This window comes from Moorena sp. SIO4A1 (assembly GCF_010672065.1).
GTDB lineage: Bacteria > Cyanobacteriota > Cyanobacteriia > Cyanobacteriales > Coleofasciculaceae > Moorena.
On sequence record NZ_JAAHHX010000023.1, the window covers coordinates 67,850 to 93,298 of the forward strand.

Sequence of the window (25,449 nt, forward strand, 5' to 3'; positions counted from 1 at the left end):
GTTGGCATTCAATCTAAGTTATTGATTAATGTGACAGGTTACCTTTTGGAGGTAGCTATGGTGAGCTGTTGTAGGGCATCAGAAATTTCTACAGGTAGTGGGCTTGGCTGATGAAGTTGTCGGGTTGACGTGGCAAGACTGGCAACAGAGGCAGCTGTGCGTTTTTGGATGGTGTCTAAGGATTCTGGTGGCTTGAGTCGTTGACCTTGTTTGATGACTTGTTCGAGCAGGGGTTGTTCATGATCTTGGCAGGATTCAGCCATTAATCCTAGCCGGTCTTTGATCACTGTATCTTGGTGAAATTGGCGATAGATTTGCTTGCGTCCTGGATAGGTGACTTTGCTACTGGACTGTTTCATGGTGGGAATGCCATCAATTTCTACTAATTTGTAGACTCCATTGACTGGGTTTCCAGTGACTAGGCGAGTTCCGAGTCCATAACCGTCGATACAAGCACCAGCCTGTTTGAGTCTGGCTATTTCATACTCGTCTAAATCCCCACTGGCAAAAATTGAGACATTGGGTAAATGCGATCGCACTTTTTGGGACAAGGTGACTAAATCCCCAGAATCCAAACGTACTCCAGTCACTTGGATTTCTCCAGCTGCGATTCGTTGAGCCAGACTTTTAGCGGCTGCTACTGTATCATAGGTATCTATTAATAAGGGAGCATTGGGAAAATAGCGATAAAAGGCCGTAAAAGCATCCTGCTCACTTCCAGATACTGCTGTGATCGCCATGACCAAAGCATGAGCCATGGTTCCTTTAGGCTGACATCCTAATTTCAGGGCTGCTAATACATTAGATGTGCCATCCAACCCACCTGCTATAGCTGCTCGTGCTGCCCACAAGGATGCCTGAGGACTAAAGGCTCGTCGAGTGCCAAATTCTAGTAAGGTAGCCTCGGCCCCCGCCACATCTCTTAGCCGTGCTGCCTTAGTGGCAATCAAGGTTTGATAGTTAATTGTATTGAGTAGGTAAGTTTCTACTATCTGTGCTTGCCACAGAGGAGCATCCACCCGCAACAACGGTTCATTAGCAAACATTGCTGTTCCCTCAGGCACTGCCCAGACATCACCGGTGAAGCTTCCTTCTGCTAAGAGTGACCAAAACTGTTCCGGTGCTCCCTGAAAAATTTCTGTCTGTTGTAATGCTTCTAGTGCCTGGGGACTAAAGCGAAACTGTTCCAGGTAGTCGAGTACCTGGGCGAGTCCCATAGCAATCAAGTAACCAAAGCCATTAGGTAAACGTCGCGCAAATAGTTCAAAGGAAGCTGGTTTTTGGGCTAAGCCTTCACCACTATAACAGGCTGTCATGGTCAGCTGATACAGGTCAGTTAATAAGCTATAGTCCTCAGGTGTAGGTATTAATTCCTGGTGTTTATCATTCATGGTAGTAGTGTTTAAGTAGTAATGTTTAACATAAGGTAAAGGAACTTTAAATAGGTACAGATTTGTTAACAAGCATCTCAAAATTACCAAACAAATCTTAGTGATTAGTCAAGCTTGAGAAAAGTATTGCAAATATTACCAAACAAATATTACTAACCCTGGCACTGAATCGATAATCCTCGATAAGATAAAGTACACCAGACAGAAATCTTTTTCAGTCTGTACTCACAGTTAAGACTCAATAATTTGAGAACAGCAATTTGAGTACAGCATGGCAGTAATTGTGAACCACCATAAAAAGTATCGGTTCGCGCTAATTATAGCCACTGCTGTTTTCAACTCTAACTCAACTAATTCAGGAGAGCAATTTTATGGGTTTTTACAAACTATTGGAAAGCAGTATTCAATATCTTTCTGAAGCAGTAGCTAGGATTTTTGGTCCTAATGATGACATTTATCCTGCTATTGGTGTTCAACCCTTTAGCGGTGACCCCTTTGAGCAGAAAGAGGCATCTTGGTAAATTCTTCGGTAAATTCTTCGATTTTAGCTAGAATTTGAACGCTAGTTATAGTGGTTCTTGCTGGAATACACAACACCCTTAGGGGCGCACAGCGTGCGCCCCTAAAGCTAATGTGGGGTTGCCTATTGGTGGGATGATTTAAGCTGGGAGCGAACACTGTGATGTAGGTCATGTGGTAATTTAGCGGTTCTCATAACTCCCTACTCCCTACTCCCTACTCCCTACTCCCGTTAACTCAGGCGTTGCCAATTTTCTAGTGGTTTACCGTGACAAAATTGCTTTCACCTTTGCTTTAAACATATGAAGCTTCCACCATCTGAACGAGGTGGTGGTGTCCTATGCTAACCTGGAACTACGAAGCGTCCACAGGTCACATAGACAAGCCCAGCTTCTAGGCGGTCGTCGAGATCTTTTGCTGGAACGACCCTCCTCGCCATTTCTGCGAGTGAGTTTAAACACGCCTCTGGCACCGATGTTGTAAGCACCGTTTAAATCTGCATTAAACCGCTTACCTGAAGGGAAGGTTGCCAAGGAGTATTTTTGGGAATTTCGTTTGACCGTACCAGAGCCATCAAAAGCCAACTTTGAAGTATAGGCAGCAACAACCTCTATTACTCTGCCACCTAATTCAGCCCATTTCATTTCCGTAAAATCACGAATCTTTGCTTTAAGCCAACCGTGGAATCTTTGCCTTAGATTAGACCGCTTTCGTCCACCCTTCGGCTTCCATCCTTTAAGATTCTCAAATACGATCGCTTCAGAGTTAAATTTCTCAGCCATCTCAACAATTCGCTTAGAAACTATGTGGCTGATTTGGTTGTTGATTCTTTGGCATTTTTTATAGGTTTTAGAGCAGAAACCCTTGTGAAGTTTGCCGCCTTTACCCATAGTTTTAGATGCTCGTACAGATACGGATTTTAGTCGTTTATCCCTGCGGTCTATGTCTCTTCCAAGGTGAATAAAATCACGATGGATTACAGTGCCGTCATGGGTTACGACTGCTACGGTAGCCGTAGTGTTTATACCTAAATCTACCGCAGTAACATTAGCCTCTGGTTTGCGTTTTTCTGGCTTACAAGTGAATGGAACAGACAGATGGCAGCACCTATCATTGAAAATCAACGACGGAGACATCATTTTGTTTGTAGTCACCTGGTGGCGCTCTCTTAAAACGGTGATTTGAACCATAGTCCAGACCCAGTTTTTGCCATCAAAAACTTTGATTTCTACTTGGTCGAAACCATGCAGCTTGTAACACTGTCCTTTGTACAAAGCAGGATAGCAGCCAGCATCACCATTTAGTCTTGGCGGCTTACTATCTCTCTTTTTTCTGTTACCAGATTGCCATTCCCGATATCGAGTAACAAAGCTACTAACCTGTCCAGCCGCAAATGCAATTGCAGCTCGACGGTAATAGCTAGGAAATTTGTAAAAAGCTTTATTGAATTGTGGATATTTGATATTTGGACGCTTGGCTGTTTCATGCATTAACTTTTCGACAGCAGGAGTTAACTGATCTGCTGTCAATCCACCAAGCTCAGACCAATCAGTATAAATAATGCCAACCAAGTACCTACAAGCCTGACGATAAACTTTGACCGTCTCCGCAAACAAGGCTTTTTGTTCGGAAGACGGATTAAGTTTCCATTTGTCAGTTCTGATGACTTTGGTCGGCGTTTTCACTGGTCTATAATAAGATTGATATTTAACATTTTAGCATCCAAAAATGGAGACGACAATAGATTGATTGATGTTCCAGGTTTTTGGCTATTGTTATTAGCGTGGACTAACCATGGAGACGAAACCTTAGAAGAGTAGAGCCTTACTACAAAAGTTTCAACCTTTTATACATAGCCGACCAACCATAAAGGCTCTACTCTTCTTACGGTAACTTTAAAACCTGAACGTTCGCGTAGCGTGGCCTACGGCCAGGTGGGCGAATGCGTCTCACGTTCTGTTCAAACTCTTCTGGTGTTGGTTGAACTTGCTGCCAACTTTCCCGTTGCTGTAAAGCTGTTTGCCAATTTTGGACTGAGGGATAGTCAGCTAAAGAAACGCCGATCTTGCTGAGAAAATATACCGACAAACCGGCGACAATATCGGCTACCGTAAATTGCCCTTCTACAAAATAGTTTTGATCGCCCAATTTTTCGCTATAAAATTTCATCACTGTGGCAACTTGTTTTTGAGCTTGTTCTAATTTTTTTGCTTCTACTTCAATCTCCAAGTTATGGCGCATAAATGTTACGATAGCAGGAGCAAGCTCATTGACATTGACCAGTTCTATCATCCTCACTGTAGCAATAGCTTGAGGATCAGTGGGCATCAGAGCAGGAGTTGGATATTTAGCTTCTAAATAATCTAAGATGGCTAAGGATTCTATCACTTTAAATCCATCATCGATTAGGACTGGAACGTGATGAAAAGGATTGATTTCAATAAATTCTGGCGTAAATTGATCACCATCTAATTTTATTTCAACAGGCTCAAACTCAATCTGTTTTTCTAATAAAGCAATCCATACCCGTCGGGCATTGTTGGACATGGGATTTTTGTAAAACTTTAACATTGAATCAACTCTCCATTCCTATCAACGTTTGATTTATTCTTAGTTTAATATCTACTTTCAAGCACAAGCTCATAAACTGATCTATTTCAAGAACCCTTTAACCCAAGGTGAGGATTTGACTTAAAAAGAACCCTACTGCTGCACTACCGATAGGAACTGTGAGATTATCAATACCGAACTTGGAGAAGGCTTCTAAGACTGTGGCAAAGAATGCGATCGCAATTGACATCAACCAGGTTTGCCAGACATTACCTTGAACAGCGAAAAGGATCAGGCTACTGACTACATAGCTAGTTACCGCCATGGTTCCAGACCCTTCCCAGCTTTTTTGCATCCCCCAAGCCTGATAGGGATGTTGACCAAATTTCTGACCAATCAGTCCTGCCAGTCCATCTCCCCATGCCATCACTAAAATACCAATAGCGGCATACTGGAATTGTTGTAATGGCCAAAACCAGGCAATCACGACACCAATACTGACAGCATAGAAGAAAGTGCCTAGGCTTTTGCGCCCAACGCTGTTAATACCAGGCAAAATAGGAATGTAATAGGACAAAAGAGCGATCGCACCAGCGATAACTGAGGCCAAAATACCTACCCAGGCAGGTATTTGTAGCCACCAAGCCACTAAAATCACGTTACCCGTGCCAATGTGAACAATTTTACGGGTAATTTCTGAATCCCGGGCGGTGCGCTGATGTAGTGTTTCCGCCAGCAGCACAATCGCACCGAGACCGACAGCAATCAGTGCAATTTGCAGCCATAGGGTTGGTATTGATTCTATCGAGGGTACAGAATTAAACAAGGATCTGATGGCAGCATACTGTAAAACTTATTTATTACTGTATTAGATGGGGTGACCATTACATGAAATTTTTACTTATTTGGCTAATTCGAGGCTATCGAGCGTTTATTTCCCCCCTATTTCCCCCAGTCTGTCGCTTTCAACCAACCTGTTCCCAGTATGCTATCCAAGCCATTGAGCGGTTTGGTGTCTTTCGGGGCGGTTTGCTAGGCATTCGGCGTATTCTACGGTGTCATCCTCTCTATCCAGGAGGTTATGATCCCGTGCCTGACGTTTATCCTAATGGTAATAGCGATAAATCTAGAAGTGTTGAACAGGGAACAGGGAACAGGGAACAGGAAACAGGGAACAGGGAACAGGGAACAGAGAAGAAGTAGTGACTCTTGTGGTTTGAGTATGCTGAAAAAACTGATAACTGCTATAACTTATGAAACCTTATCAGCAAATCCCAATTGTAGAGTGTGGAGAACCCCTCATCCCCATTCCCTTAGAACAATTTGCCGCTCGTACCCCTCATCCCTACCAAAAACTGGGGGCACCTTATGGTAAAGCTTCCCCTTATTATCTGCGCCAGAGTGTGATAGAAGCACTCTTTGTGGCTCAAAGCCAACTCCAACAGCAGCATCCAGGTTGGCGCATCCAGATTTTTGATGGCTATCGACCGGTGGAAGTCCAACAATTCATGGTTGACCATACCTTTGCCCAAGTAGTTCAGGCACAACAACTCAACCCAAGCACCCTATCGGAAAAACAACAGCAAGCCATTTGGGAACAAGTCTATCAATTTTGGGCAGTACCCAGCTCTAACCCTATGACTCCACCCCCTCACAGTACAGGTGGTGCGTTAGATATTACCCTGGTCGATGCTACCGGTGAAACCATTGATATGGGCTCTGAGATTGATGAAGTCTCACCACGCTCCCATCCCGATTATTACGCCAATCAACAAGACTTGCCTTATCATCACAATCGACAGCTGTTAAAAAATTTAATGTACTCGGCTGGGTTCCGGTGTCATCCTAGAGAGTGGTGGCATTTTTGCCTCGGAGACCAAATGTGGGCTTGGCTGCGCAATCAAGAAGATTCAACCAATACCTTGATCGCACGATATGGTGGTGTTGAGTGCGGAGCATGTTGAGTCCTGAGTACTGAGTCGGAGAGTCGGTCAGTCCTAAGTGGGGAGCGTGCTAAGTGGGGAGCGTGGTGATAGCTCAGTTGCTGCTAAGATGGTTTAGCAGTGGCATTGTAGTGGAATTGTTAATCAAGTAGCTCAAAGAATGCTACAAATAGACCATTTTTTATTGCCCCTCTTGCCTCTCTTGGCCCTCCTGCTATCTCTCCCTGGCATTAAAGCAAAATGGTATCAGATATCCTATAAAAACAATTAAAAAATAACGATTACTTAAGGTTATATAAGATTTATGATGGCACCTAAGCAAGTATACGTCCTTTTATTTAATGCCCGGACAGAAAACGAGGGAATTCACACCATCCAAATTGGCGATAAGCAAACGGTATTGATGTTTGAAGAGGAAGACGATGCTACCCGCTTTGCTTTATTGCTCGAAGCCCAGGATTTCCCAACAGCAACCGTGGAAGCTATCGATCTAGAAGAGATTGAAGAGTTTTGCCAATCGGCTGGTTATGACTCGGAGTTGGTTACTGAAGGAATGTTGGCCATGCCACCGGAAACAAATCTAGAAAAGACTGATTGGCAACCTGACGTCAAGAAAACCGAAGAACCAGAAATATCAGAGCTAGACCGCATTCGCCGTCAGTTGGAAAATTTATTGTAAACTGATAAAAATTTGAGGAATACTTTTTAACTGTCCCCCTTGACCGGTAAACCAAACAACCAAACAACCTACCAGACACCGAATCGGCAAAGGCGAACAACCGTCAACGGTTCAACCTTCAACCAAATAACCTTCAACCTTCAACCAATGACTAAATAAATAATGCAAAATTTAGAACAACGGGGACATCTACTGACCGAACAGATTAATCCCAATAGTCAGAACCTTGACCAGCTGACATCCCTAGAGTTAGTCGATCTATTTAATCAAGAAGATACCAAAACCCTAGATGCGATCGCAGCAGCTCGTAGCCAGCTAGCTCAAGCCATTGACTGCACAGCAAAGGCATTGCGTCAAGGAGGATGCCTCTTCTACGTGGGGGCTGGTACCAGTGGACGCTTGGGAGTCCTCGATGCTGCCGAATGTCCCCCCACCTTTTGTACACCCCCAGACCTAGTCCAAGGGATCATTGCTGGAGGAGCAGGGGCATTGGTGCGGAGTTCTGAAGATTTGGAAGACCGACGGGAAGATGGTGCAAAAGCGATCGCCCATCGCCGGGTACATGACCTAGATGTGGTGGTAGGCATTACCGCAGGTGGTACCACACCCTTTGTCCACGGCGCACTCCAAGAGGCACGACGGCGGGGCGCAACCACTATTGCGATCGCTTGTGTCCCCCCTGAACAGGTCAGTATTGATGCTGATATCGATATTCGGCTGCTAGTTGGTCCGGAAATCCTAGCTGGCTCTACTCGCCTCAAAGCCGGTACTGTCACTAAAATGGCCTTGAATATCCTTTCCACTGGAGCCATGGTAAAGCTTGGCAAAGTCTACGGCAATCGCATGGTAGATGTGGCAGTGACCAACAAGAAACTTCATGACCGAGCCCTGCGCATCCTCAAAGACCTGACCAACCTCAGCCGAGAAGACTGCGCTCACTTACTAGAGCGCAGTGGACGCCAGGTAAAACTAGCGCTACTAATGTACTGGACAGGATTAGACCAAGTAGAGGGAGCCAGCTTCCTACAGCAAAACCAAAGTGATCTCAGAGCCGCTCTCCAAAGTTGGAAACAAACTAGTACTCCATCAAAATTGAATTGATAATGTTTAACGGATCACAGACTACTGTCACTTTGGTAATCATACTCGTAGCCCTTGGTGTTCTAGGTTGGGGCTATAACCGCGCTCGTTCTTACGGCAAGCTGGGAATTTTAGCCTGGTTACAGTCAGTAGTCTTGACACTGCCCTGGCTATTATTCTTTGGCTTAGTCAGCATCGGAATTTACCTGAATATCGTTGGGATCCTATTTCTGCTACTCGCTTCCACCGGCCTATACATCTACTTGGGCAGGCTCTTACGTGCAGCAGGTCAAGATGAGGTTTGGCGGGAGCGTGCCACCAAACTGTTCGAGGATCAACAACAAAGCAAAGATGCCCAAAAGTCTGAGGAGCAAGATACTGCAGCTTACAACAATTTAACTGCCGTATCCGAGGGTCCGAATACTACCAGGATCGGAGTAGCTACAATTCCTGATGAAGACCTACAACTGATTAAAGAGATTTTTGGGATTGATACCTTCTTTGCGACGGAAACTATAAAATATCAGGAAGGGGCAATTTTTACAGGCAATCTGCGGGGAAACGATGCAGAAGTTGTACATTCTCGTTTGTCAGCTAATCTAAAGGAAAAATTAAGCGATCGCTATCGGCTATTTTTAGTCGATAATCCAGAAGGGAAACCAGTTGTCATTGTCTTGCCCAGTACCAATGACCCACGAACCACTACAGTTGCGCAAAAAATATTAGCCCTGGTTCTGGTAATTGCCACATTTTTCACCACTTTAGAAGTATCTGGGTTACTGCTTGACTTTGATTTATTCAGTGAACCCCAACGGTTTCGGGAAGCCTTACCGATTACCATCGGAATTTGGATAGTTCTGATTACCCATGAACTCGGTCACTGGTGGCAAGCCAAAGCTCACGACATTCGCCTCAGCATACCCTTTTTCCTGCCCAGCTTGCAAATCGGCTCATTTGGTGCTATGGTTCGCTTTGAATCCTTATTACCAAATCGAAAAGTATTATTTGATATTTCTATAGCTGGACCAGCCGTAGGTGGTGTAGTGTCTCTACTGATGCTGATGGCGGGATTATTCCTTTCTCATCAAGGCAGTGCCTTTCAGGTGCCAGCGGAATTCTTCCAAGAGTCAATTTTAGTCGGAGGGCTGGCAAAGTTAGTGCTCGGTAGTGCTCTCCAAGAGTCTTTAGTGGATGTTCACCCTCTCACCATTGTCGGTTGGCTAGGTTTAACCATAACAGCTTTGAACCTAATGCCAGCAGGACAACTCGATGGTGGGCGAATTGTCCAAGCTATCTACGGACGCAAAACTGCTCGACTTACTACCATTGCCACCTTAGTAATTTTGGGGATTCTGGCCTTAATCAATCCAGCCAATCCCATCATTTTGTACTGGGGAATCTTGATTTTGTTCTTGCAGCGGAGTTTAGAACGTCCTAGCCTCAATGAAATTACCGAACTCGATGATACTCGAGCATTGTGGGGGTTATTGGCATTATTTTTAATGGTCGCAACTCTGATTCCCATTAATTCAGCTTTGGCAGGAAGGCTAGGAATTGGGGGTTAATTTCAAGGGTTGAACGCGATTGCGTGGCCTTTTGGCCAAGGTTGAAGGTTGAAGGTTGTTAGGTTGAAGGTTGTTAGGTTGAAGGTTGAACGCGATGGACGAAGTCCCGCTTTGCTGCGAAGCGCGTGGCCTTTTGGCCAAGGTTGTTAGGTTGAAGGTTGAACGCGATGGACGAAGTCCCGCTTTGCTGCGAAGCGCGTGGCCTTTTGGCCAAGGTTGTTAGGTTGTTTACCATAGGCGTTGGGTGTAGGTTAGATTGAGATTTACATGCTTCTTGGGGGAAACTTCAACATTAGTTAATCCTAGTTACACACAATGAGCAAATTTTGGAATAATGGTAAAAAAGCGATGTATTGCTATTCCCTAAAATCCCAAACTTGTCTACCTCATTTAATTTAAGTCTCACTATGCAATCTACTTCCCAAATTAACCAATGTACACTTCTCCCTGAGACCTTAATTAAACTCGCTTACCAGGGATTTCAACGTAAGCATTCAGCCGTCAGCCGTCAGCCGTCAGCTCTACAGCGAAATGCTCCTCACTCTGCGGCGGTGGAGGTCTTAACTAGACTACAACTCGACCTGCTACTGGCTTTAACACCACCTGGGAAAAAGAAACCCGAGAAACTGACTATTGACTGGTATTCTAGCTTACGGAATCGGAGAGCGTAGTACAATGACCTTTGAACTGGTGTGGGCGTACGAAGGGTTTGTGGGAGTGTTTCTTCTATGTTACAGATGGTTTCAATGTGTATCCCAACTACATCCATCGATGGTGACCAGATATCGTCAACCCGTTGTATATGACCCGAGTCTAGGGTGATTTCACTCGATTGAGGCACTATCTGGCTCGGCTACATCCCAAGACTTTGTGTGACTCGAAGTCAATAGAAATGCTGAAGCATTCGATCGGACTGTTAGTGCATTACCTGAAGTTTTGGGAGGTGCCGGTGCCACCGAGGCACATACCTGTCTATCCCTGATTCATCCGGTAATTCAGTAACGCTTTGGAGTTTAGTCATTTCTATGTTGAATTGGAGAAGGAAACATGGTCAATCTGCATAAGAAGTACGAAGTTCAGAATGTTCAACAAAATCGTTCAGAACACGACCCTTTTACCTTGAAAAGGTACGAACAGTTCTTCAGTTTTTTTCAGAAAGGAGCTGTAAAGATTCTTGACGTAGGTTGCAATACGGGTAGAGGTGGATTACGTTTTAAGGAGTTGAACCCGAACCTGACATTATTTGGTCTTGATTGTGTACAAGAAAGATTAGATGTTTTGCCTGAGTGCTATTCACAAAAAGTCTATGGTCTTTCAACAGACATACCTATGGAAGATCGATTTTTTGATGTGATTACTGCTGGTGAGTTTCTTGAACACCTGTATCCTGCCGATGTAGATAAAACATTATGTGAATTCCAAAGAGTGTTGAAGATTGGCGGAAGGCTGTTGCTTACCACTCCCAATCCTAATTACATAAAAAATAAAATCATTGGAATGTCAGTTTACGGTGTCAGCCATTTAACTCAGCATTTTCCAGAAGTTCTGCGATTGAGATTGCAAATGCATGGATTCTCAGGAGTTAAATTATATGGATCAGGTAGGGTATCCCAGTATTTAGGTTGGCATTTTCCGTTGATGTCAATCTATGGTAGCTATCTCGTTGTAGCAAATAAGTACTGATCAGGCTAAGATTACCGTTTGTCTGCTTAAGGAGAAAATATCCCACCTGGAAAATTAAAAGGAAATGTGGCAATTCTTCCAGGGGGTAGGCTGTCCTGGAATGCCCTCCTCTGTAAGGTCAATGGCACTGAAGCAGAGGAATTAGCTCAAGGAGGTGCTAAACCCTCTGCTAAGATTCTCGAAGAGATGAATTTCGTGGAAACTTGGCTCAAAGGTATCGGAGCGAAAGCCGTTAAGCCTGCATCTGAGCTTTATAATATCTTCCATGCAGGCAATATTACTGGTGTAGTAGACCCTCTCTATGGATCCCAAATGCTCTTAGGTGGCACACCCAATTGGTGCGCTTTAGGAACCTTTGGCTATCATTTTGATGTGCGCGGGGGTATCGAAGGTCTTGGTACCAGAGCCTCTGAGAACGGGTTTAAAAGTGTAAGTTTTAGTAAGCCAATTTTCAACATAGGCATCCAGCATCCCCAAATTAAAGCAGTTACTAATTTAGCTGTTGTCAGTCCTGGTTCTGGGTTTCAAGGGTTGGCTTCATCCGCTGGTAGAATTGTGGAATTCAATGCTGGTGTTGGTCAGGCATTGGGGATAGCTGCCATTACTGCCCTTCTTTCTGGCAGGAATCTAAGTAATGTATCCAACTCTGAGGTCAGAAAAGTACTTTTAAGCACGAAGCAACTTCCTCGCGTCTATGGATATGCTAATAATAATGAAGCTAAGAAATTGAATAATTTCGAGTCTTTATTAGTGTTGGTTTGAGAGACTTTTGATAAAGTAAATATTACAGTCGTTTTCCTGACGGGGCGCTTGTCGCCCCGTCAGCTTATATGGTCAAACTTGGGTGAGTTTTATGGAGTCGTGTTGGGATTTGGTGAAGGAGTTAATGAAGTAAAATCCCAATAAACTGGAGTATTATTTACGAGGTATAAGAGCTAGGTCCCTTATTTTGGCTACATTCTAGCTTCCATGTCACCCCTTCAGGATAAACGACTATCGACTGGAATTCAAAATACAAACGTACCAGTACGTGGTTGATTAGTTTTGTCAGTCAACCCGCGCTTGTTCTGTCAGCTTTATAGCCATTCATGCAGGGTAAGCGCAAGAATCAATAAGCCGTAGCTTATTGAGAAAAAAACCACGTCATTCTCAACAAATTAACTCTATTGCGAGTACAGTTCGACGAGATTATAGGGGTTTCGAGCCACGAGCAACCGAGATCCAGCCAATGCACATTATGGGCAATTTTTTCTTGCGCTTACCCTGGCCATTCATGTCGCCCCCCCAGCAAAAATTAGATGCACCCTCCCCGTAGCGGTGGGCTAAAGTGTTTTTGTTACTTAAATCAACAAAACTTTATAAAGTTAATAAAATCTTATGTTGACAGGTGACACCAATCTGTTAAAGTTACCAGGGTAATCGCATCTTAGTAGAGTTCTAAAAATACAGTAACCTGACCTAAAATTTGACTGTAGAATTGCTGATTATACCCTGATAAAAGTTTTAAGATCTCGTTTGTTTGTACCAGGAGTGTTAGTAAACACTCCTGGAGCCTAACCGGCTTCGGTTAATAGATTCAGCCCATCACCTCCTTTTATGGCTCCTCAACAATCTTGCATCACCCTCAAAAAATGCATCACTTCGCCGCACTGGCGGCCAGGATTTTGATGATAGAGTCATTATCCATCCCCGCCCTATAACGCTTCATTTTCCGACAAGGCGCGGGAGGGTTCGCGATCCACGCAGGTTAACACTCAGGCGGCGCAACAGCCCTAGATTTTCGCTTCTCATAGCCCTGGCGAACCCGACTGGCATCTTCATTAAAAGTGACATCCAGGACACTTTGTAGACCATTTTCAACACCCCAATGGGAGCGAATCACCCGGTTGTGTTGCTGGCCATCTGGTTCTTTGGCACTGAGGTAAAACTGAGTCTGTGTCGTGGCGCATGTTCCATAACTGTCGCCTTCGCTTCACCATCACCACGCTGGTTAAAGCAAGCCAGGTGTGTTTGCCGATGCAACGGGGGTAGTTGACTCACAGGCACCGCCCACACCTGACGGGTTTAATGGCGGTGATGCCCGGCCTCGACCGCGCGCGTGGTAACTCAATTTCTACCCTTGCCAGTTCTGGTAATAGGCCTCGCGCAAACCACTCTTCCACCTGCTGAGGGGGCTTGCCCTGGTTGCCCTTGAGCGCCAGGACATACTCCCCACCGGCTTCCTTAATTTGTCGGGCAATGTCGGTTTGAGTGCCCATGGCATCAAGAGTCACGACCGCTCCAAAGAGGTTAAGCAATTTCAGTAGCAGTGGTACCGCTGTAATTTCATTAGATTTGCTCTCAACTTTTTGTTGTGCCAACACCAGCTGATGTTCACACCGCGACCGGCGCTCACACGCTCGCTGCGCTTTGAGGTGGTTCTCCCGGTCAATTGAGCCAATGGCTGTCTTGCCGTCAATATGAATGAGTTGAATATCTAAGCTTTCGGTGATGCTGCGCACCCAACAAAGGCAAGCAAGTTTCGAGTTCCTGGGGATCTTGAAGGCCAAATACACGACCATTGGTATCGTGGGATGGTATCCCGTTGGGCAAATCTAAAAATGTCTTGGGGCCACTCAAGTTTTGCGTGTGCCTTAGGTTTCGATAGCCACAAACCCATCCGCTCCCGCAATCACTGCCAAAATTGCAATGGAGACAATCCCGACCAGATTATGTACCCTTCTGGAGCCGACCCGGGGTACCAAGAGATGCTCAAAATGATTGAGCACACTCTTTTTGAGGATCTCAACCTCCCGCTCCTGGATTGGGTTAACAACGGGTTTGCCAAAACCAATAGCCATCAGACCAAACCCGTGAAATCTAAATTTTTGCTTATCTAATGGTTAACCGCTGGCGCGTCTGTAAGACAGAGGCAACGGCAAAAATTAGTTACATTACATATCTTGGTTTTTGTCAAGTACAATTTATACCAAACAAAATGCGATTACCCTGTTAAAGTTACAAGAGAAATAATTGAAATAAAGGCAAATGATGATACTATTAAGGCTGTAGTTAAAGCTAAGGCTGTAGTTAAAGCCTCTCAACATCAAGAGAAAAATTGAAATATAAAAAATCTTAATGTTAGGAATGTCAAGGGAATAACAATGGCTCTAGAGGATTACATCAAGAAATGGAATTTTGTAAAGAACAATTACGATTTTTTATATCAACCCAGGAAATTAACAAAAAAAGATTTAACTATTCAGATTCCTGCTAGGGGAAAGCTTTCAGATGATGGAATTCGCCGGGACGTGCAGCTATTGACACATCTATATGGTTTTTTTGTTCTCCGTACTCACGAAAATGATGCGTTATTAGATAATCGACGTTTTAAGGAATGGCGAAATCAGTTGCATTTATTGCTCGGGAAACAAGTGCGACAACCCTATAGTAATTCTGGCAAAATAGAATCAAATGAGAATGCTTTAGCCAGAAAAGTGTTCGCTGACTATGGCGTTGATTTTAAAGAAAATGATGTTTTGATGATGGCCAATCTAGCTGATCGTGTTAAGGGTAATAAATACAACGGTCATCTAGAAGTCCATCAAGACGGCACATTCTTAAAAGTCGTTCCTGATTGGGTGGTGTTTACAGTCCTACAAAATGCTCAATCAGGAGGGGAAACTCGTGTGGCGAGTGGACAGCATCTTTTAAATGCTATTCCTTTGCCTTATCTAGCTGTTTTAAAAGAAGCAGATGCTGTTACCTTTTTTAGGGAAGGAACGGATGGTCATCTTAGTAAACCAATTATTAATTACCATAAGGAAAAAAGATGCATTACAACGGGTTATCGCGCCGATGGCGATGTTGACTATAAGTGTAAAAACGCCCTGACGAAAATAGCAATGGATTGGATCTGGAATTTTAATAAAAATCCAGAGAATTACACAAGCGTTTTGCTAGAAGAACTTAGGGAAAGTTTAGTGCTGGCAAACTTAGTCGCTTTTCATGGTAGAGAAGGATTTACTAACTCCGAAACCAAGATTAGAAAAGTTCTGCGTTGGACTTTCGATAATAATACTGCCAATCCCCTCGACCAGGGAATTTATTTTACTGGACACAAAAAACTAGAAAAGGTGGTTACAAGCCAAAGTTTTGAGGCGTATTTACAAGATGAATTGGCCTGGAAAACACAAAGAGACATTCTATCTAAACTTGCTCACCTTAGTCCCGATAACTATCCAGAAAACTTAGAGAGTAAACTCAGAAGCGAGGATATTAATAGACAAGTAATGACAAGAATAATATGAATAATTTTGAACACAATTTTAGGCAAGAAAGGGACAAGAATAATCAGCATAAAAATATGATTATTTTTTGTAACGAAGATATTATCGCTAATAGAGTTCTAAATTATTTGCTTCCTTTTTTGAGAGAAACTTTAAAATTAATATATTTTTGTCACAAAAAGTATCGAGAAAAGCAGAAAGCCAAGTCGAAAAATTGTCTAAGTTTAATTTTTTGACTAAAGATTATATCCGTAACATAGTTTTTCCTTGCATTGAAAAAAATCTAGGCAATAAAAAATGCCATTTGATGACATTCAATCAACTGGCGAGACAGTACGAATGCGAATTATATCGCATCAAAAGTACTAAAAACAGAGAAGAACAGGATAAAATTATTGCTATTTATCAAGAACATGAACCTTACATTAGTTTGTCTTTAAGGAACAATCTAATCATCAGTTCAGAAATTATTAAAGTAGCAAGTGAGTATGGTGTGGGGAAGATTTTCAATATTCACTCATCAAAACTTCCTGAACGTGCTGGCGTGTGGTGTTCCTTGTGGGATATGGCTGAAGGAAAATCTCTTTACGGAACTTTACATATTGTTGAGGAAGGAATTGATACAGGTAGCATCATAGGAGCTTACTCTGTAGATCTTAATAAAAACTACAGCTATCTAAAAAATTTATGTTTGATTTACAAAAAAGGTGCCCAAATCTTTTTAGAATACATCGATGAGTTAGCTCAAGGATATTCTTTTCCTTTTTCTTGGGAGGGAAAACAGGATCTTAGTAAAAGAACATATTATCGTACTCCCACTTACCAAGAAGTTAATCAAATGGAGGATTTGGGAATAGAACTATTTTCTTACAGTGAAATTTTCGAAATCCTAGCATATTATTTCCTAGAAAAAACAGTTTAAACTTTCCAATTAGTGTAGCTTTACCGAGTACAAATAGAATTCATGAAAACTCCCGAGCTAAATTTATAAACAGACAAAGATTTATGTGCAAAAAAAACAATTATTACCTACGATTCGGACAGTAACATTGATTATCAGTCTTTAGAGGCGGGCACGATTGTCAAATATCATCTCAGTAATGACTTAGATATTTTACTAGAAACCCATCCTAATGCTTGGACACCTTCTTCACTATTTTCCCTCACAATGTGTGAGCTAGTAGCTGCTGATGATTGTAGGGGCAAGGTGGTGATGGATTTTGCTGGTGGCTTAGGCATGTTTGGCATAGTCGCCGGAAAAGGTGGTGCAGCTCAGGTAATTGGCACGGAATTAAACCCTTATGCCGTTACCCTGCAAGGAAGCAATTGGGAATTGAATGGTCTTAACCCAAAGGATTTCCAAAGTTTTGAGTCTAACTGCTTTGCTGCAATTCAAGGGAATCGAGAGATTGAAGGGAAAGTTGATCGCATTTATAGCAACCCGCCAGCACTACCTGATACGGAGGAAAAATTGCAAGCAAGGCTGAAGTTTGCTGACCAATTTCGGGGTGAAGAATGGAACCGCAATGGCGATCGCGGCAGGCTAGTAATGGACACTTTAATTACCCAAGGTAGTTCCTACCTGGCACCAGGAGGGGAAATTCTCTTCATCGCCACCAGTAAAAATGGCCCCAGACTAACCCATAGGTTAATGGAAAAATACTGGGGAAAAGGAATTCAAAGCGATAGTGACAATCCTTTAGACTATTGTATTAACTGGGAAGAGCGGGGTGATGCCAATTGGGCTGTTGTCCACAGAATTAATGTTGCCTTAGCTAACTATCACACAGAGTTTGTCCAAAGCTATCAAAAACTAGCAGATCTAGAAGGAGAACCCTCCCCCTTTCTAGAACAAGAGGGCAATCTCTATCAGCAGTTATATTTTATCCGTGCCAAGAAAGCATGAGTAAACTCCTAAGTTTTGCTCATGCTAAAGTAACTTTCGATTTAAGATAAAAAAGCAATGTCAAACCACGCAAATATCAATAAAGCTACTGCCGAAAATTTTCAATGGGGAACTGGCTGTCAAGGATGGCATTTATTAGCCAATGACAATTTAACCGTTGCACAGGAAATTATGCCTCCCAACAGCAGGGGAGTAGAACATTACCACGAAGTTGCCCAACAGTTTTTCTTTATACTTGAGGGTGAAGCATCTATAGTAATTGAGAACACAACACATGTTCTTAATTCGGGTGATGGCATACTAATATCTCCGGGAGCGCTGCATCAAATTAGGAATGAATCAAGCAATGACCTACACTTTATAGCCATTTCTTCGCCAAACAGCTTTCATGATTTTAAGAATGAAGTGGGAGAAGTGCCTGCAGATTGGAAACCAGATTTCTTTCCTAGCCAGAAATCCTGAATCTTAACCTAATGGAACTAATGCAATGATCAAGATCGCAGAAAAAACATTTCTGGTAACAGGAGCGGTAACTGGAATCGGCTACTCCATTGCCCAATGTCTTATTGCTTCAGAAGCGCGAGTTGTGCTCCACTGTAATTCTCATGTTGAGCAAGCCCAGAAGTTAGCCTCCGAAGCAAAAACTGATTGTGTTGTCATTCAAAAAGATTTATCCCAGCCCCAAGCAGGACAAGAATTAGTGGAGGAAATTCTTAATCTGGGATATTCCCTGGATGGTGTTGTCAATAATGCCGCCATCATGACCGAACTCAGCTTGGATGATAATCCCTCAGTCTGGGAAGAGAAATGGATCGAAACTCTTCAGGTTAACTTGATTGCTGTTAGTTCCATCACCAGACGGGCAATAGAACACTTTAAGTCCAAGGGAGGAGGAATTATTGTTAACATCTCTAGTCGTGCAGCTCATCGTGGTGACACCCCAGAGTATATGCACTATGCAGCCTCCAAAGCAGCATTGAGTAACTTAACTAAAAGTATTGCTCGTAACTTCGCTGCTGATGGCATACTAGCCTATTAGACATCTCCGAAAAATAATTAAATTGTAGTAAACTGATAGAAAAGAGTGTTTATACCAACATATTCCTATAGTCGAACATATCCAAAATCATCCTCAGTAAATGCAGCGTAAGGTATGTCTGAAGTATGAGCGGGGTTGCTAATTATGGGTATGATTGTGTCCCCTGAACCCCAATCCTGGGGGAGAAAAGTAAATTAAATTCCCCCAACGTTGGGGGATAATGGTGCCATTACCAAAATCAGACGATCGCGCATTCATACTTCAATTCAGCAACGCCTCAATTGGATTTCTTCCAATCCTCTATATCTGGTGCTTTCACAAATTCAGGAAACATGACCTCAAAACCTCTCTGACGCTTAGAAGCTGGTTCATCACTCATATTCAACAAGGTTTCATAGAAGAAAAACGACACACCAGCAAATCCCCGCAGTCGGACAGCATCCACTTGCCGCTGAATTTGTGATACCGGAACTAAACGAGTTCTGAGACCACTTAAAATACCAATTCCTACCGGAATATGACTCCGTGCTCTTTTGAGTTCTGTCTGGTCTAATTCCGAGATGAAAGTGCTGAAATTATCTCGATAAATCTGGACAATTAGTTCCTCTACTAAACCCCGTTGTTCCCAAGTTGCCCAGTCAGCTAAAAAGAATTGGTAAGAAAAACGCTGGGGATTGGGAGATAGGGAAATAATCACATCATTGTTACTGTCTTCAACACTGTCTTTAACTGCTCTAAACAGCTTGGTTAGGAAATCCGTAATTTTGTTGGCTCGCCAGCGTACCCATTCCTCATCCTTTGGGTCAGTGGGGGGAGATTTACCTTGGTGTTCTTTTTTGTACAATTCTACTGTGAAATCATCGTAACCAAAGGTCACTGGCAAGCCAAAGTGGTCATCGAATTGGATACCATCAACATCATAGTTGCTGACAACTTCGATAACTAAATCTTGAATAAATTGCTGTACCTCTGGTTTAAAAGGATTGAGCCAAACAATCTCTTGTAGTCTTTCATCCTCTGGTTCTAATCCTTTAGTAGTTTGAGTCTTGACCCCATCTTTGGTTTGGGTCAGCCAATCTGGGTGGCGTTTGGCTAATTCAGAATAGGAAGGTGCTTTGAAGCCAAATTCAAACCAGGGAATAACTCTCAAACCATTTTCATGTCCCACCTCGACAATCTCTTTGAGAACATCTCGTCCTCCCTGTACCCCCTTCTTTGGGTCAAATAAGTCTTTTTCTAACTCCGTCGATATTCGTGCTTCCAGTCCCACTACCCGTTTAGCTACTTGAGACGGATATAGTGTATAACCCCAATTCCACACTGTAGGATATACCGTGTTAAAGTTGAGCTCCTTAAGTTTTTGTAGGCTATCCGTTACTGCTCTATTAGACAACAGTACCTCACTATCAATATTTGTCAGCCATACCCCTCTTAACTCCGCTTCAGTAGAACCAGGAGTTGGTGGCTCAACCTTAGCAATGTATTGATTAGGAATCAATCCAGTGGTTTGGGTAGCTTGGCACAAAAAAGCAGCTACCTCAGCTCGACTAGCTTGTTGGTTAGGTTTGAATTGCTTCACATTAGGGGGATTGACCACAATCTGATTTTCCGTAGCTGCTGCGATCGCATTTTGAGCATAGTTCGGAATTGCCGTAGCATCAGTAAACGCTTCCTTTAAAGTCTCTAGGGAAGGGTTAACCGGTTTATACTTCAATCCACTAGCTAAAGATACTAACGCTTGGACACGAGGGATATTTTGCTTAGGGCGGAAAACTCTACCAGGATAGCCAGCCAAAAATCCCGTTTTATCAGCATTACGAATAGCCTGATTAGCCCAGTAATTAGTTGGTACATCTACGAATTTTTGGTCACTGCGCACTTGAGGAGCACTAGGGAAAGCCTTCAGAAGCAGTGCAGCAAACTCAGCTCTGGTGATCGGAGCATTCGGTTTAAAGGTACCATCTGGGTAACCCCTGATAATATTTTGTTGTGCTAATTTAGTGATACACGGTTGAGCCCAATAATTCTCTGGGACATCTTTAAAGGTGCTACTGGCGTAGGATGGGGAAAGCTGCCATAGAGGAATTATCATCCCGATCACAAATAGCAAAATCCACCAACCCTGATGTTTAATGGTTTGCTGAAAGGAAACCAGTCTATTTACCAAGGCTATAGGCCAGAGTTTGAGTAACGGTTTCATTGGTTGAACAAGCTCCGGGTGAGGGTGTTAGGTTAATCAGGATTGTGATTAACCGCGAAGATGCAAAGAACACGACACTAGATTAGCAGAGGTTATGGATTAGAAGAGGAATTATCCAATGGAGCTAATATGGAGCTAATTAACCGTTACCGTGGCAGTCTCTTAGGATTGGCTGTCGGGGATGCAGTCGGTACTACTTTAGAGTTTAAGGCACCAGGCTCCTTCACCCCGATTGAAGATATGGTGGGTGGTGGGCCTTTTGGTTTAAAGCCTGGCTACTGGACTGATGATACATCCATGGCTCTGTGTTTAGCTGTCCGGCAAAAGAAGCCCCACACAAATATGCGTAGCATAGGTGTGGGATGAATTTTGCACAGGGTATTAAAAAATTGCTATAATATATTTACTGATAAACAAAGCCGTTCGCGAAGCGTGGCCAAAGGCCTTAAATGCTGGTTTGTCAGCCACCTACTAATCAAAAATACAACTTATTGTATTGTTCCGGCGCGGAGGGGCATCCCGTGTCGTTAATAAAGCTTACCGAGTATCCGTTCGCGCAGCGTCGGCGAAAGCCGATACCGTTGGGTGGAGTTGGTAAGAAGCCCACACTGAACTCAAAGAGTCAGTGTGGGAGTATGTCACCCCATAGTTTGATTGAGCAACAGGGGTTTGATCCAGTTGATCAATTACAGCAGTATCTGCGATGGTACCGAGAAGGTTATCTAAGTAGCACAGGTCAGTGTTTTGATATTGGAAACACAGTATCCCAAGCCTTGCAGCAGTTTCAAATCACCCAAAACCCTTACTGTGGGTCCACAGCTCCCCGTAGTGCTGGTAATGGGTCTATCATGCGCTTGGCTCCTGTGCCTTTGTTTTATGCTAAAAAACCAAAAGAAGCGATCGAGAAGTCTGGTGATAGTTCACGCACTACTCATGGAGTAGCAACCGCTGTCGATGCCTGTCGCTACTTGGGGGCCCTGCTAGTCGGAGCAGTTAATGGAGTAAGCAAAGAAGAACTGCTTTCGGAACTCTATTGCCCCATTCCTCAATACTGGCAAGAAAACCCAATGGTTGGGGAAATAAACGAAATTGCCACAGGATCCTTCAAATACCGCCAGCCGCCAGAAATTAAGGGGACAGGTTATGTAGTGAAATCCTTAGAAGCCGCTTTATGGGCCTTTGAGCACAGTAGCTCGTTTCGGGAAGGCTGTCTGTTAGCCGTCAACTTAGGTGATGATGCTGATACCACCGGGGCAGTTTACGGACAATTGGCAGGGGCATTTTATGGAGACCAAGGGATACCAGAATCTTGGCGTTCCCGACTGGTTAAACGGGAGCTGATTGAGTCCACAGCTGACCAACTATTTGCCCTGGCTCAACGCGCTTAAGTTATATCAATTAAGTGATATCAAGTAAGTTATATCAACAGTTATAGCGTTTCTCATACTTATGAAGTACATTCAATTTACTTCCCCCCTCCCACCCTTCCGCCAGCAGTAGGGAGGATTACGACTCCCAACTCCCGACTCCCGACTCCCGACTCCCGACTCCCGACTCCCGACTCCCGACTCCCGACTCCCGACTCCCTAAAACCCTAAGGGCGAAAGTCCCTCACCCAGAAGCCAGCAGACTTGATATCAAAGAGAATAGACCTGACCATCAATTAATAATCGGGTAATTCCTTTAGCTTGCAAATAGGAAGAGGTCTTCTGAAGCATCTGAGCATCAGGAACCTTGATGACTCGCTCAGAACGGTTAGAAAAACGCCGTGCCACCCTATGGTTTTCGAATACTGGCAAGGTTGTCTCTTGAACTTCTTCGTCAGGAATTTGTCCGAGGTCGCTAAACTCATTGAGAGGGCGAGCAATTAACTCCGCCGCTCGGCTGACTACCAGATAGCAGGTTTTAGGAAGAGAAGCTTCCGAGAGGGGCAAAATTTCAATGTAAGAACCGCTTTTAGCCACAGAGGTTCTGATGGATTCGTGAATCTCGGAATCCGGCAAGTCATCGTCCCAATCTTCATCGAGGTCATCGAGGTCATCGAGGTCATCGAGGTCATCGAGGTCATCCAAATCCTCTAAATCTTCTAAATCATCATCTTGATCCAAATCCCCTAAATCCTCGTCGAGCAACTCAGCGAAGCTCCTAGTTGCTAGTCCCTTATCCTCAGGTAAGAATTCATCTTGGTCATCAACAGACTTATCTTCATCTGAACCTGATGTGGTAATATCAAGTTGCAGTTGGGTATGTTGCTCCTCTTCCTCCACTGGTGGTTGAGCAGCCACAGAGGAACGCTTACGCCGCCGACGTCCATCAGTAGAGGTTGAAGTCAATAAATCACTGATAGATTCTGCTAATGGTTCATTTGCTAATGGTTCATTTTCGAGTCCAACTAGTGATGGTTGAGCTGCTGATTCTACCACAGGCTTAGACGTTTTGACAGTAGAAGAGGAAACATGATCAGCAGTACGATTAGAGCGCTTTTGTTGAATTAGAGCCTCGTATTCTGGCTCCAACAAGTTGCTCTTAAGGATACGGCTAATGGTGGAGTTACTAACTCCATAACGGTCAGCCAGCGTTGAGGTTGTCTCTGCTGTCTGTCGATATAGTTCTAGGATGTCCTGTTTATCGACATCAGATAGTTTTCTTGGACTCATGCTACTTTTTCAGCTCGCCTGCGTGAACCACGACGGGAACGGCTCGATATTTGATATTCCAGGGCAGCCCCTATTGCAAACAATACACCACTGAATACAAAAAAGACTTCTGGTAAACCGCCACTTTCGTAGTTCGGTCTAGTCTCAGCATACTTAAACCACATATCTGCAATGTACAGGCAAAATGTTGCAGCGGCAATCATTTGCCAGGATTGGGAAAAACGTCCACCCCAAAAAGCTAACAGTAGGGATGAGGCAATAATCAGCAGAATTACATCGAAAGCAATGTAGAGGGTCGTCAATTGGTTTGAATAGGCACTCAGTGACTTGTCAAGTTCGATAGCCCACCTTGGAGAATTATGATCAGTACTCTGATTAGCCTCAGAGTTGGTTATTTCAGATGGCTCTGCCGAGATGACCATAGCATTATTTTCCTTGACCAGAAGTGGTGTGGTCGAGTCAGAAATAGAATACGCAATTGTCACATCACCAGATTCAGGAGTGCTGGATTCGAGGGAAGGGGCAAGTAACAGCAAAGCAGCTAAGGCCATCCCCACTATGGCAATCGCTACAATCGTTAACCCTTGCCAAAGTTCTAAGTTTAAGCGTCTGGGAATAACTGCTAAAAACATGCCTACCCCAAGACATACGTAGGAGGATAAGTAAAACACATCTGCTAGTGATACATCAGGGTTAAGGTGAAAATACAGCTCCCACACACCGAATATCAAGTCACCCATCAAATAGAACAGATTCCCCAGACCGAGTCCTAGCCAGACATTTCGTCCACTGGCAATCTGAGGGCTACGCCAATTTCTGAAACAGAGAATACTTGCTACTAGGAAGGGTATACATTCTAAAAAGTAGGTACTAATCAGGTACCAAAATGGACTTTCTTGCCCAGGGGATGTAATCCCAAACAGCAAGAAGAATAATAGGGAGATAATCGCCCAAGCAATACCACCATAGATGATGGTATTGCTGCTGAGGGGGGATAGATTACCTGATGACCGTTCTGCAGAGCTGCTCATAAGGAATTTCACACTTATCACTGACTAGCACAATAAGACTATGGTTAGGCAGCTAAAATATCTATGATTCTTAAGCTTATTTTTAATTGTAGATTATTGCCATAGTTTACTAAGATCACAGTTGTTAAGCCAGTTGATAAACTGAGTTTGCTCCTGAGCTGGCATATCCTGCAAGATATCGCTAACCCCCTGAGCAAAGTTGGTATTGCCAAAATAGTCTTTACCTAAGCGATATAGTTCTTGCAACAGGGTGATCAGATGATGTTCTTCCCAGATAGGAAAATCAGAGTTGGTAAGGGGGTCGATTTTGAGCAATTGTTGTACAGCTTGGTTCGATTGAACCTGGGGAAAGTTTGAATCTATCAAGATCTTGGCGATATCCTTCTGGAACAACCCAGCTTGTCTAGCTCCTAAGAAGTCTTCCACATCCATATACACCGTCTGTAGTAGCAAAAGACAGGCTTGAATGTAGGATACCCTAGTGCCCTCAGAGCTGGGTTCAGTGCCTAATTGATCCAGACGGATTTTTCCCCAAACGCTGTAGCGCTCAGGTTCTTCCAACAATACACAAGCTTTTCCCCGATGATCGGTGAGGTCTCGCCAGAAAGCTATGGCTTCCTCTTCCTGAGTGGCACCAAATACACTGAGCAGGCGAAAGGTTTGCCCCTGGTAATTGAGAATCGGGATTTGCTGCTCCCTCTGTGGGTGCTGAATACTAGAGATTTCAACATCCTGCCTTTTCAAAATAAACATGATACTGGCACATGACTCCTGACCGGGTCAGGGGGTGCTGTTGACGAAGTGTTCTAACCCCCTAGTACTCTGTCAATTTAGTTTTGAGGGTTAGGGCAAAGTCGCACGGTGGCACGGTGGCACGGTGTTAAGTCATACCTAATGCCTAGTAAAAGCGTGCCTAATCCGGAAAAGTATAGTTTACC

General features: G+C 43.7%; 27 protein-coding genes and 3 pseudogenes. 17 read left to right on the forward strand and 13 right to left on the reverse strand.

The genetic code is table 11. From position 1 onward, the window contains the following. Positions 1–38: 38 nt before the first annotated feature. A complete protein-coding gene (locus F6K53_RS16855) occupies positions 39–1,391 on the reverse strand; it encodes a nicotinate phosphoribosyltransferase (RefSeq protein ID WP_293069583.1) in 1,353 nt (450 codons plus the stop codon). A gap of 371 nt (positions 1,392–1,762) precedes the next feature. Between F6K53_RS16855 and F6K53_RS16860 the strand changes: the two genes are divergently transcribed. Continuing rightward, on the forward strand, positions 1,763–1,912 hold the full coding sequence (locus F6K53_RS16860; protein ID WP_198954255.1) for a hypothetical protein: 150 nt from the start codon (positions 1,763–1,765) through the stop codon (positions 1,910–1,912). 336 nt (positions 1,913–2,248) lie between these two features. On the opposite strand, the gene F6K53_RS16865 is transcribed toward F6K53_RS16860, so the two are convergent. The 3 genes from F6K53_RS16865 to F6K53_RS16875 form a co-directional block, all read right to left on the reverse strand. Next, positions 2,249–3,595: a transposase gene (locus tag F6K53_RS16865; protein WP_293069585.1), complete on the reverse strand. Its 1,347-nt coding sequence runs from the start codon at positions 3,593–3,595 to the stop codon at positions 2,249–2,251. Between the two features lie 199 nt (positions 3,596–3,794). Next, the gene (locus F6K53_RS16870; protein WP_293069587.1) at positions 3,795–4,481 is read right to left on the reverse strand and encodes a glutathione S-transferase family protein; all 687 of its coding nucleotides are present in this window, start codon (positions 4,479–4,481) and stop codon (positions 3,795–3,797) included. Positions 4,482–4,578: 97 nt separating this feature from the next. Further along, positions 4,579–5,286 carry a diacylglycerol/polyprenol kinase family protein gene (locus F6K53_RS16875; protein WP_293041996.1) on the reverse strand — a complete coding sequence of 236 codons (708 nt, stop codon included), beginning with the start codon at positions 5,284–5,286 and terminating at the stop codon, positions 4,579–4,581. 62 nt (positions 5,287–5,348) lie between these two features. On the opposite strand from F6K53_RS16875, the pseudogene yidD reads away from it, so the two are divergent. The 5 genes and pseudogenes from yidD to F6K53_RS16900 form a co-directional block, all read left to right on the forward strand. Beyond that, positions 5,349–5,555 (forward strand): annotated as a pseudogene (gene yidD, locus F6K53_RS16880) (membrane protein insertion efficiency factor YidD); the annotation flags it as partial. Between the two features lie 158 nt (positions 5,556–5,713). Next, positions 5,714–6,424 carry a M15 family metallopeptidase gene (locus F6K53_RS16885; protein ID WP_293069590.1) on the forward strand — a complete coding sequence of 237 codons (711 nt, stop codon included), beginning with the start codon at positions 5,714–5,716 and terminating at the stop codon, positions 6,422–6,424. 286 nt (positions 6,425–6,710) lie between these two features. Further along, the gene (locus F6K53_RS16890) at positions 6,711–7,082 is read left to right on the forward strand and encodes a DUF3110 domain-containing protein (protein ID WP_364303389.1); all 372 of its coding nucleotides are present in this window, start codon (positions 6,711–6,713) and stop codon (positions 7,080–7,082) included. A gap of 162 nt (positions 7,083–7,244) precedes the next feature. Beyond that, the gene (murQ, locus tag F6K53_RS16895; RefSeq protein ID WP_293059956.1) at positions 7,245–8,183 is read left to right on the forward strand and encodes an N-acetylmuramic acid 6-phosphate etherase; all 939 of its coding nucleotides are present in this window, start codon (positions 7,245–7,247) and stop codon (positions 8,181–8,183) included. Positions 8,184–8,185: 2 nt separating this feature from the next. After that, positions 8,186–9,727: a site-2 protease family protein gene (locus F6K53_RS16900; RefSeq protein ID WP_293069592.1), complete on the forward strand. Its 1,542-nt coding sequence runs from the start codon at positions 8,186–8,188 to the stop codon at positions 9,725–9,727. Here the strand turns inward: F6K53_RS16900 and F6K53_RS16905 are convergent. Then, complete coding sequence (locus tag F6K53_RS16905) at positions 9,710–9,868, reverse strand: hypothetical protein (RefSeq protein WP_293069594.1); 159 nt, start codon at positions 9,866–9,868, stop codon at positions 9,710–9,712. The genes F6K53_RS16900 and F6K53_RS16905 overlap by 18 nt on opposite strands. Positions 9,869–10,134: 266 nt before the next feature. Here F6K53_RS16905 and F6K53_RS16910 point away from each other — a divergent pair, with 266 nt between their 5' ends. The 4 genes and pseudogenes from F6K53_RS16910 (at position 10,135) to F6K53_RS16925 (ending at position 12,172) form a co-directional block, all read left to right on the forward strand. Then, positions 10,135–10,398 (forward strand): hypothetical protein, encoded by a 264-nt coding sequence (locus F6K53_RS16910; RefSeq protein ID WP_293028420.1) that lies wholly within the window; start codon positions 10,135–10,137, stop codon positions 10,396–10,398. After that, a pseudogene (locus F6K53_RS16915) lies at positions 10,364–10,709 on the forward strand (IS1 family transposase); the annotation flags it as partial. The gene F6K53_RS16910 and the pseudogene F6K53_RS16915, both read left to right, overlap by 35 nt. A gap of 65 nt (positions 10,710–10,774) precedes the next feature. Continuing rightward, positions 10,775–11,410 carry a class I SAM-dependent methyltransferase gene (locus F6K53_RS16920; protein WP_008179339.1) on the forward strand — a complete coding sequence of 212 codons (636 nt, stop codon included), beginning with the start codon at positions 10,775–10,777 and terminating at the stop codon, positions 11,408–11,410. Positions 11,411–11,476: 66 nt separating this feature from the next. Then, positions 11,477–12,172 carry a hypothetical protein gene (locus F6K53_RS16925; RefSeq protein ID WP_293069596.1) on the forward strand — a complete coding sequence of 232 codons (696 nt, stop codon included), beginning with the start codon at positions 11,477–11,479 and terminating at the stop codon, positions 12,170–12,172. A gap of 990 nt (positions 12,173–13,162) precedes the next feature. On the opposite strand, the pseudogene F6K53_RS16930 reads toward F6K53_RS16925, so the two are convergent. The 4 genes and pseudogenes from F6K53_RS16930 to F6K53_RS16945 all read right to left on the reverse strand — a co-directional run. Beyond that, positions 13,163–13,289, reverse strand: a pseudogene (locus F6K53_RS16930) (ISAs1 family transposase); the annotation flags it as partial. After that, entirely contained in the window at positions 13,289–13,450 is a 162-nt protein-coding gene (locus F6K53_RS16935) for a hypothetical protein (RefSeq protein WP_293069598.1), read from the reverse strand. The pseudogene F6K53_RS16930 and the gene F6K53_RS16935, both read right to left, overlap by 1 nt. Continuing rightward, entirely contained in the window at positions 13,447–13,971 is a 525-nt protein-coding gene (locus F6K53_RS16940; protein WP_293069600.1) for an ISAs1 family transposase, read from the reverse strand. Before F6K53_RS16940 ends, F6K53_RS16935 begins: the two co-directional genes overlap by 4 nt. A 72-nt stretch (positions 13,972–14,043) precedes the next feature. Beyond that, positions 14,044–14,250: a transposase family protein gene (locus tag F6K53_RS16945; RefSeq protein ID WP_293069602.1), complete on the reverse strand. Its 207-nt coding sequence runs from the start codon at positions 14,248–14,250 to the stop codon at positions 14,044–14,046. A gap of 303 nt (positions 14,251–14,553) precedes the next feature. Here F6K53_RS16945 and F6K53_RS16950 point away from each other — a divergent pair, with 303 nt between their 5' ends. The 5 genes from F6K53_RS16950 to F6K53_RS16970 all read left to right on the forward strand — a co-directional run bounded on the left by F6K53_RS16950 (position 14,554) and on the right by F6K53_RS16970 (position 18,623). Beyond that, a complete protein-coding gene (locus F6K53_RS16950; RefSeq protein ID WP_293069604.1) occupies positions 14,554–15,699 on the forward strand; it encodes a TauD/TfdA family dioxygenase in 1,146 nt (381 codons plus the stop codon). 148 nt (positions 15,700–15,847) lie between these two features. Continuing rightward, the gene (locus F6K53_RS16955; RefSeq protein ID WP_293069606.1) at positions 15,848–16,600 is read left to right on the forward strand and encodes a formyltransferase family protein; all 753 of its coding nucleotides are present in this window, start codon (positions 15,848–15,850) and stop codon (positions 16,598–16,600) included. A gap of 246 nt (positions 16,601–16,846) precedes the next feature. Beyond that, the gene (locus F6K53_RS16960; RefSeq protein WP_293069608.1) at positions 16,847–17,584 is read left to right on the forward strand and encodes a methyltransferase; all 738 of its coding nucleotides are present in this window, start codon (positions 16,847–16,849) and stop codon (positions 17,582–17,584) included. Positions 17,585–17,641: 57 nt separating this feature from the next. Beyond that, a complete protein-coding gene (locus F6K53_RS16965) occupies positions 17,642–18,046 on the forward strand; it encodes a cupin domain-containing protein (protein ID WP_293041961.1) in 405 nt (134 codons plus the stop codon). 25 nt (positions 18,047–18,071) lie between these two features. After that, positions 18,072–18,623, forward strand: coding sequence for an SDR family oxidoreductase (locus F6K53_RS16970; protein WP_293069610.1), 552 nt, complete (start codon positions 18,072–18,074; stop codon positions 18,621–18,623). 277 nt (positions 18,624–18,900) lie between these two features. On the opposite strand, the gene F6K53_RS16975 is transcribed toward F6K53_RS16970, so the two are convergent. After that, entirely contained in the window at positions 18,901–20,823 is a 1,923-nt protein-coding gene (locus F6K53_RS16975) for a family 10 glycosylhydrolase (RefSeq protein ID WP_293069612.1), read from the reverse strand. A 129-nt stretch (positions 20,824–20,952) separates the two neighbouring features. On the opposite strand from F6K53_RS16975, the gene F6K53_RS16980 reads away from it, so the two are divergent. Both F6K53_RS16980 and F6K53_RS16985 read left to right on the forward strand, forming a co-directional pair. Further along, positions 20,953–21,189, forward strand: coding sequence for an ADP-ribosylglycohydrolase family protein (locus tag F6K53_RS16980; protein WP_364303384.1), 237 nt, complete (start codon positions 20,953–20,955; stop codon positions 21,187–21,189). 269 nt (positions 21,190–21,458) lie between these two features. Continuing rightward, a complete protein-coding gene (locus tag F6K53_RS16985) occupies positions 21,459–22,211 on the forward strand; it encodes an ADP-ribosylglycohydrolase family protein (protein ID WP_293069614.1) in 753 nt (250 codons plus the stop codon). Positions 22,212–22,460: 249 nt separating this feature from the next. Here F6K53_RS16985 and F6K53_RS16990 read toward each other — a convergent pair whose 3' ends face one another. From F6K53_RS16990 to F6K53_RS17000, 3 genes are all read right to left on the reverse strand, one after another. Further along, the gene (locus tag F6K53_RS16990; RefSeq protein WP_293046866.1) at positions 22,461–23,480 is read right to left on the reverse strand and encodes a hypothetical protein; all 1,020 of its coding nucleotides are present in this window, start codon (positions 23,478–23,480) and stop codon (positions 22,461–22,463) included. After that, entirely contained in the window at positions 23,477–24,511 is a 1,035-nt protein-coding gene (locus F6K53_RS16995; protein WP_293023606.1) for a hypothetical protein, read from the reverse strand. Before F6K53_RS16995 ends, F6K53_RS16990 begins: the two co-directional genes overlap by 4 nt. A 93-nt stretch (positions 24,512–24,604) precedes the next feature. Beyond that, the gene (locus F6K53_RS17000) at positions 24,605–25,264 is read right to left on the reverse strand and encodes an Npun_F0813 family protein (protein WP_293023609.1); all 660 of its coding nucleotides are present in this window, start codon (positions 25,262–25,264) and stop codon (positions 24,605–24,607) included. Positions 25,265–25,449 lie beyond the last annotated feature (185 nt).

Excerpts from the sequence above, each read along its gene's own strand:
- F6K53_RS16910 (WP_293028420.1), top strand. The coding sequence starts at position 10,135 with ATGCAATCTACTTCCCAAATTAACCAATGTACACTTCTCCCTGAGACC.
- F6K53_RS16985 (WP_293069614.1), top strand. The coding sequence starts at position 21,459 with ATGTCACCCCATAGTTTGATTGAGCAACAGGGGTTTGATCCAGTTGAT.
- F6K53_RS16890 (WP_364303389.1), top strand. The coding sequence starts at position 6,711 with ATGGCACCTAAGCAAGTATACGTCCTTTTATTTAATGCCCGGACAGAA.
- F6K53_RS17000 (WP_293023609.1), bottom strand. The coding sequence starts at position 25,264 with ATGTTTATTTTGAAAAGGCAGGATGTTGAAATCTCTAGTATTCAGCAC.
- F6K53_RS16950 (WP_293069604.1), top strand. The coding sequence starts at position 14,554 with ATGGCTCTAGAGGATTACATCAAGAAATGGAATTTTGTAAAGAACAAT.
- F6K53_RS16980 (WP_364303384.1), top strand. The coding sequence starts at position 20,953 with ATGGAGCTAATTAACCGTTACCGTGGCAGTCTCTTAGGATTGGCTGTC.
- F6K53_RS16975 (WP_293069612.1), bottom strand. The coding sequence starts at position 20,823 with ATGAAACCGTTACTCAAACTCTGGCCTATAGCCTTGGTAAATAGACTG.
- F6K53_RS16900 (WP_293069592.1), top strand. The coding sequence starts at position 8,186 with ATGTTTAACGGATCACAGACTACTGTCACTTTGGTAATCATACTCGTA.
- F6K53_RS16990 (WP_293046866.1), bottom strand. The coding sequence starts at position 23,480 with ATGAGTCCAAGAAAACTATCTGATGTCGATAAACAGGACATCCTAGAA.
- F6K53_RS16920 (WP_008179339.1), top strand. The coding sequence starts at position 10,775 with ATGGTCAATCTGCATAAGAAGTACGAAGTTCAGAATGTTCAACAAAAT.
- F6K53_RS16870 (WP_293069587.1), bottom strand. The coding sequence starts at position 4,481 with ATGTTAAAGTTTTACAAAAATCCCATGTCCAACAATGCCCGACGGGTA.
- F6K53_RS16885 (WP_293069590.1), top strand. The coding sequence starts at position 5,714 with ATGAAACCTTATCAGCAAATCCCAATTGTAGAGTGTGGAGAACCCCTC.
- F6K53_RS16970 (WP_293069610.1), top strand. The coding sequence starts at position 18,072 with ATGATCAAGATCGCAGAAAAAACATTTCTGGTAACAGGAGCGGTAACT.
- F6K53_RS16855 (WP_293069583.1), bottom strand. The coding sequence starts at position 1,391 with ATGAATGATAAACACCAGGAATTAATACCTACACCTGAGGACTATAGC.
- F6K53_RS16995 (WP_293023606.1), bottom strand. The coding sequence starts at position 24,511 with ATGAGCAGCTCTGCAGAACGGTCATCAGGTAATCTATCCCCCCTCAGC.
- murQ (WP_293059956.1), top strand. The coding sequence starts at position 7,245 with ATGCAAAATTTAGAACAACGGGGACATCTACTGACCGAACAGATTAAT.
- F6K53_RS16940 (WP_293069600.1), bottom strand. The coding sequence starts at position 13,971 with ATGGTCGTGTATTTGGCCTTCAAGATCCCCAGGAACTCGAAACTTGCT.
- F6K53_RS16945 (WP_293069602.1), bottom strand. The coding sequence starts at position 14,250 with ATGGCTATTGGTTTTGGCAAACCCGTTGTTAACCCAATCCAGGAGCGG.
- F6K53_RS16860 (WP_198954255.1), top strand. The coding sequence starts at position 1,763 with ATGGGTTTTTACAAACTATTGGAAAGCAGTATTCAATATCTTTCTGAA.
- F6K53_RS16960 (WP_293069608.1), top strand. The coding sequence starts at position 16,847 with ATGTGTGAGCTAGTAGCTGCTGATGATTGTAGGGGCAAGGTGGTGATG.
- F6K53_RS16965 (WP_293041961.1), top strand. The coding sequence starts at position 17,642 with ATGTCAAACCACGCAAATATCAATAAAGCTACTGCCGAAAATTTTCAA.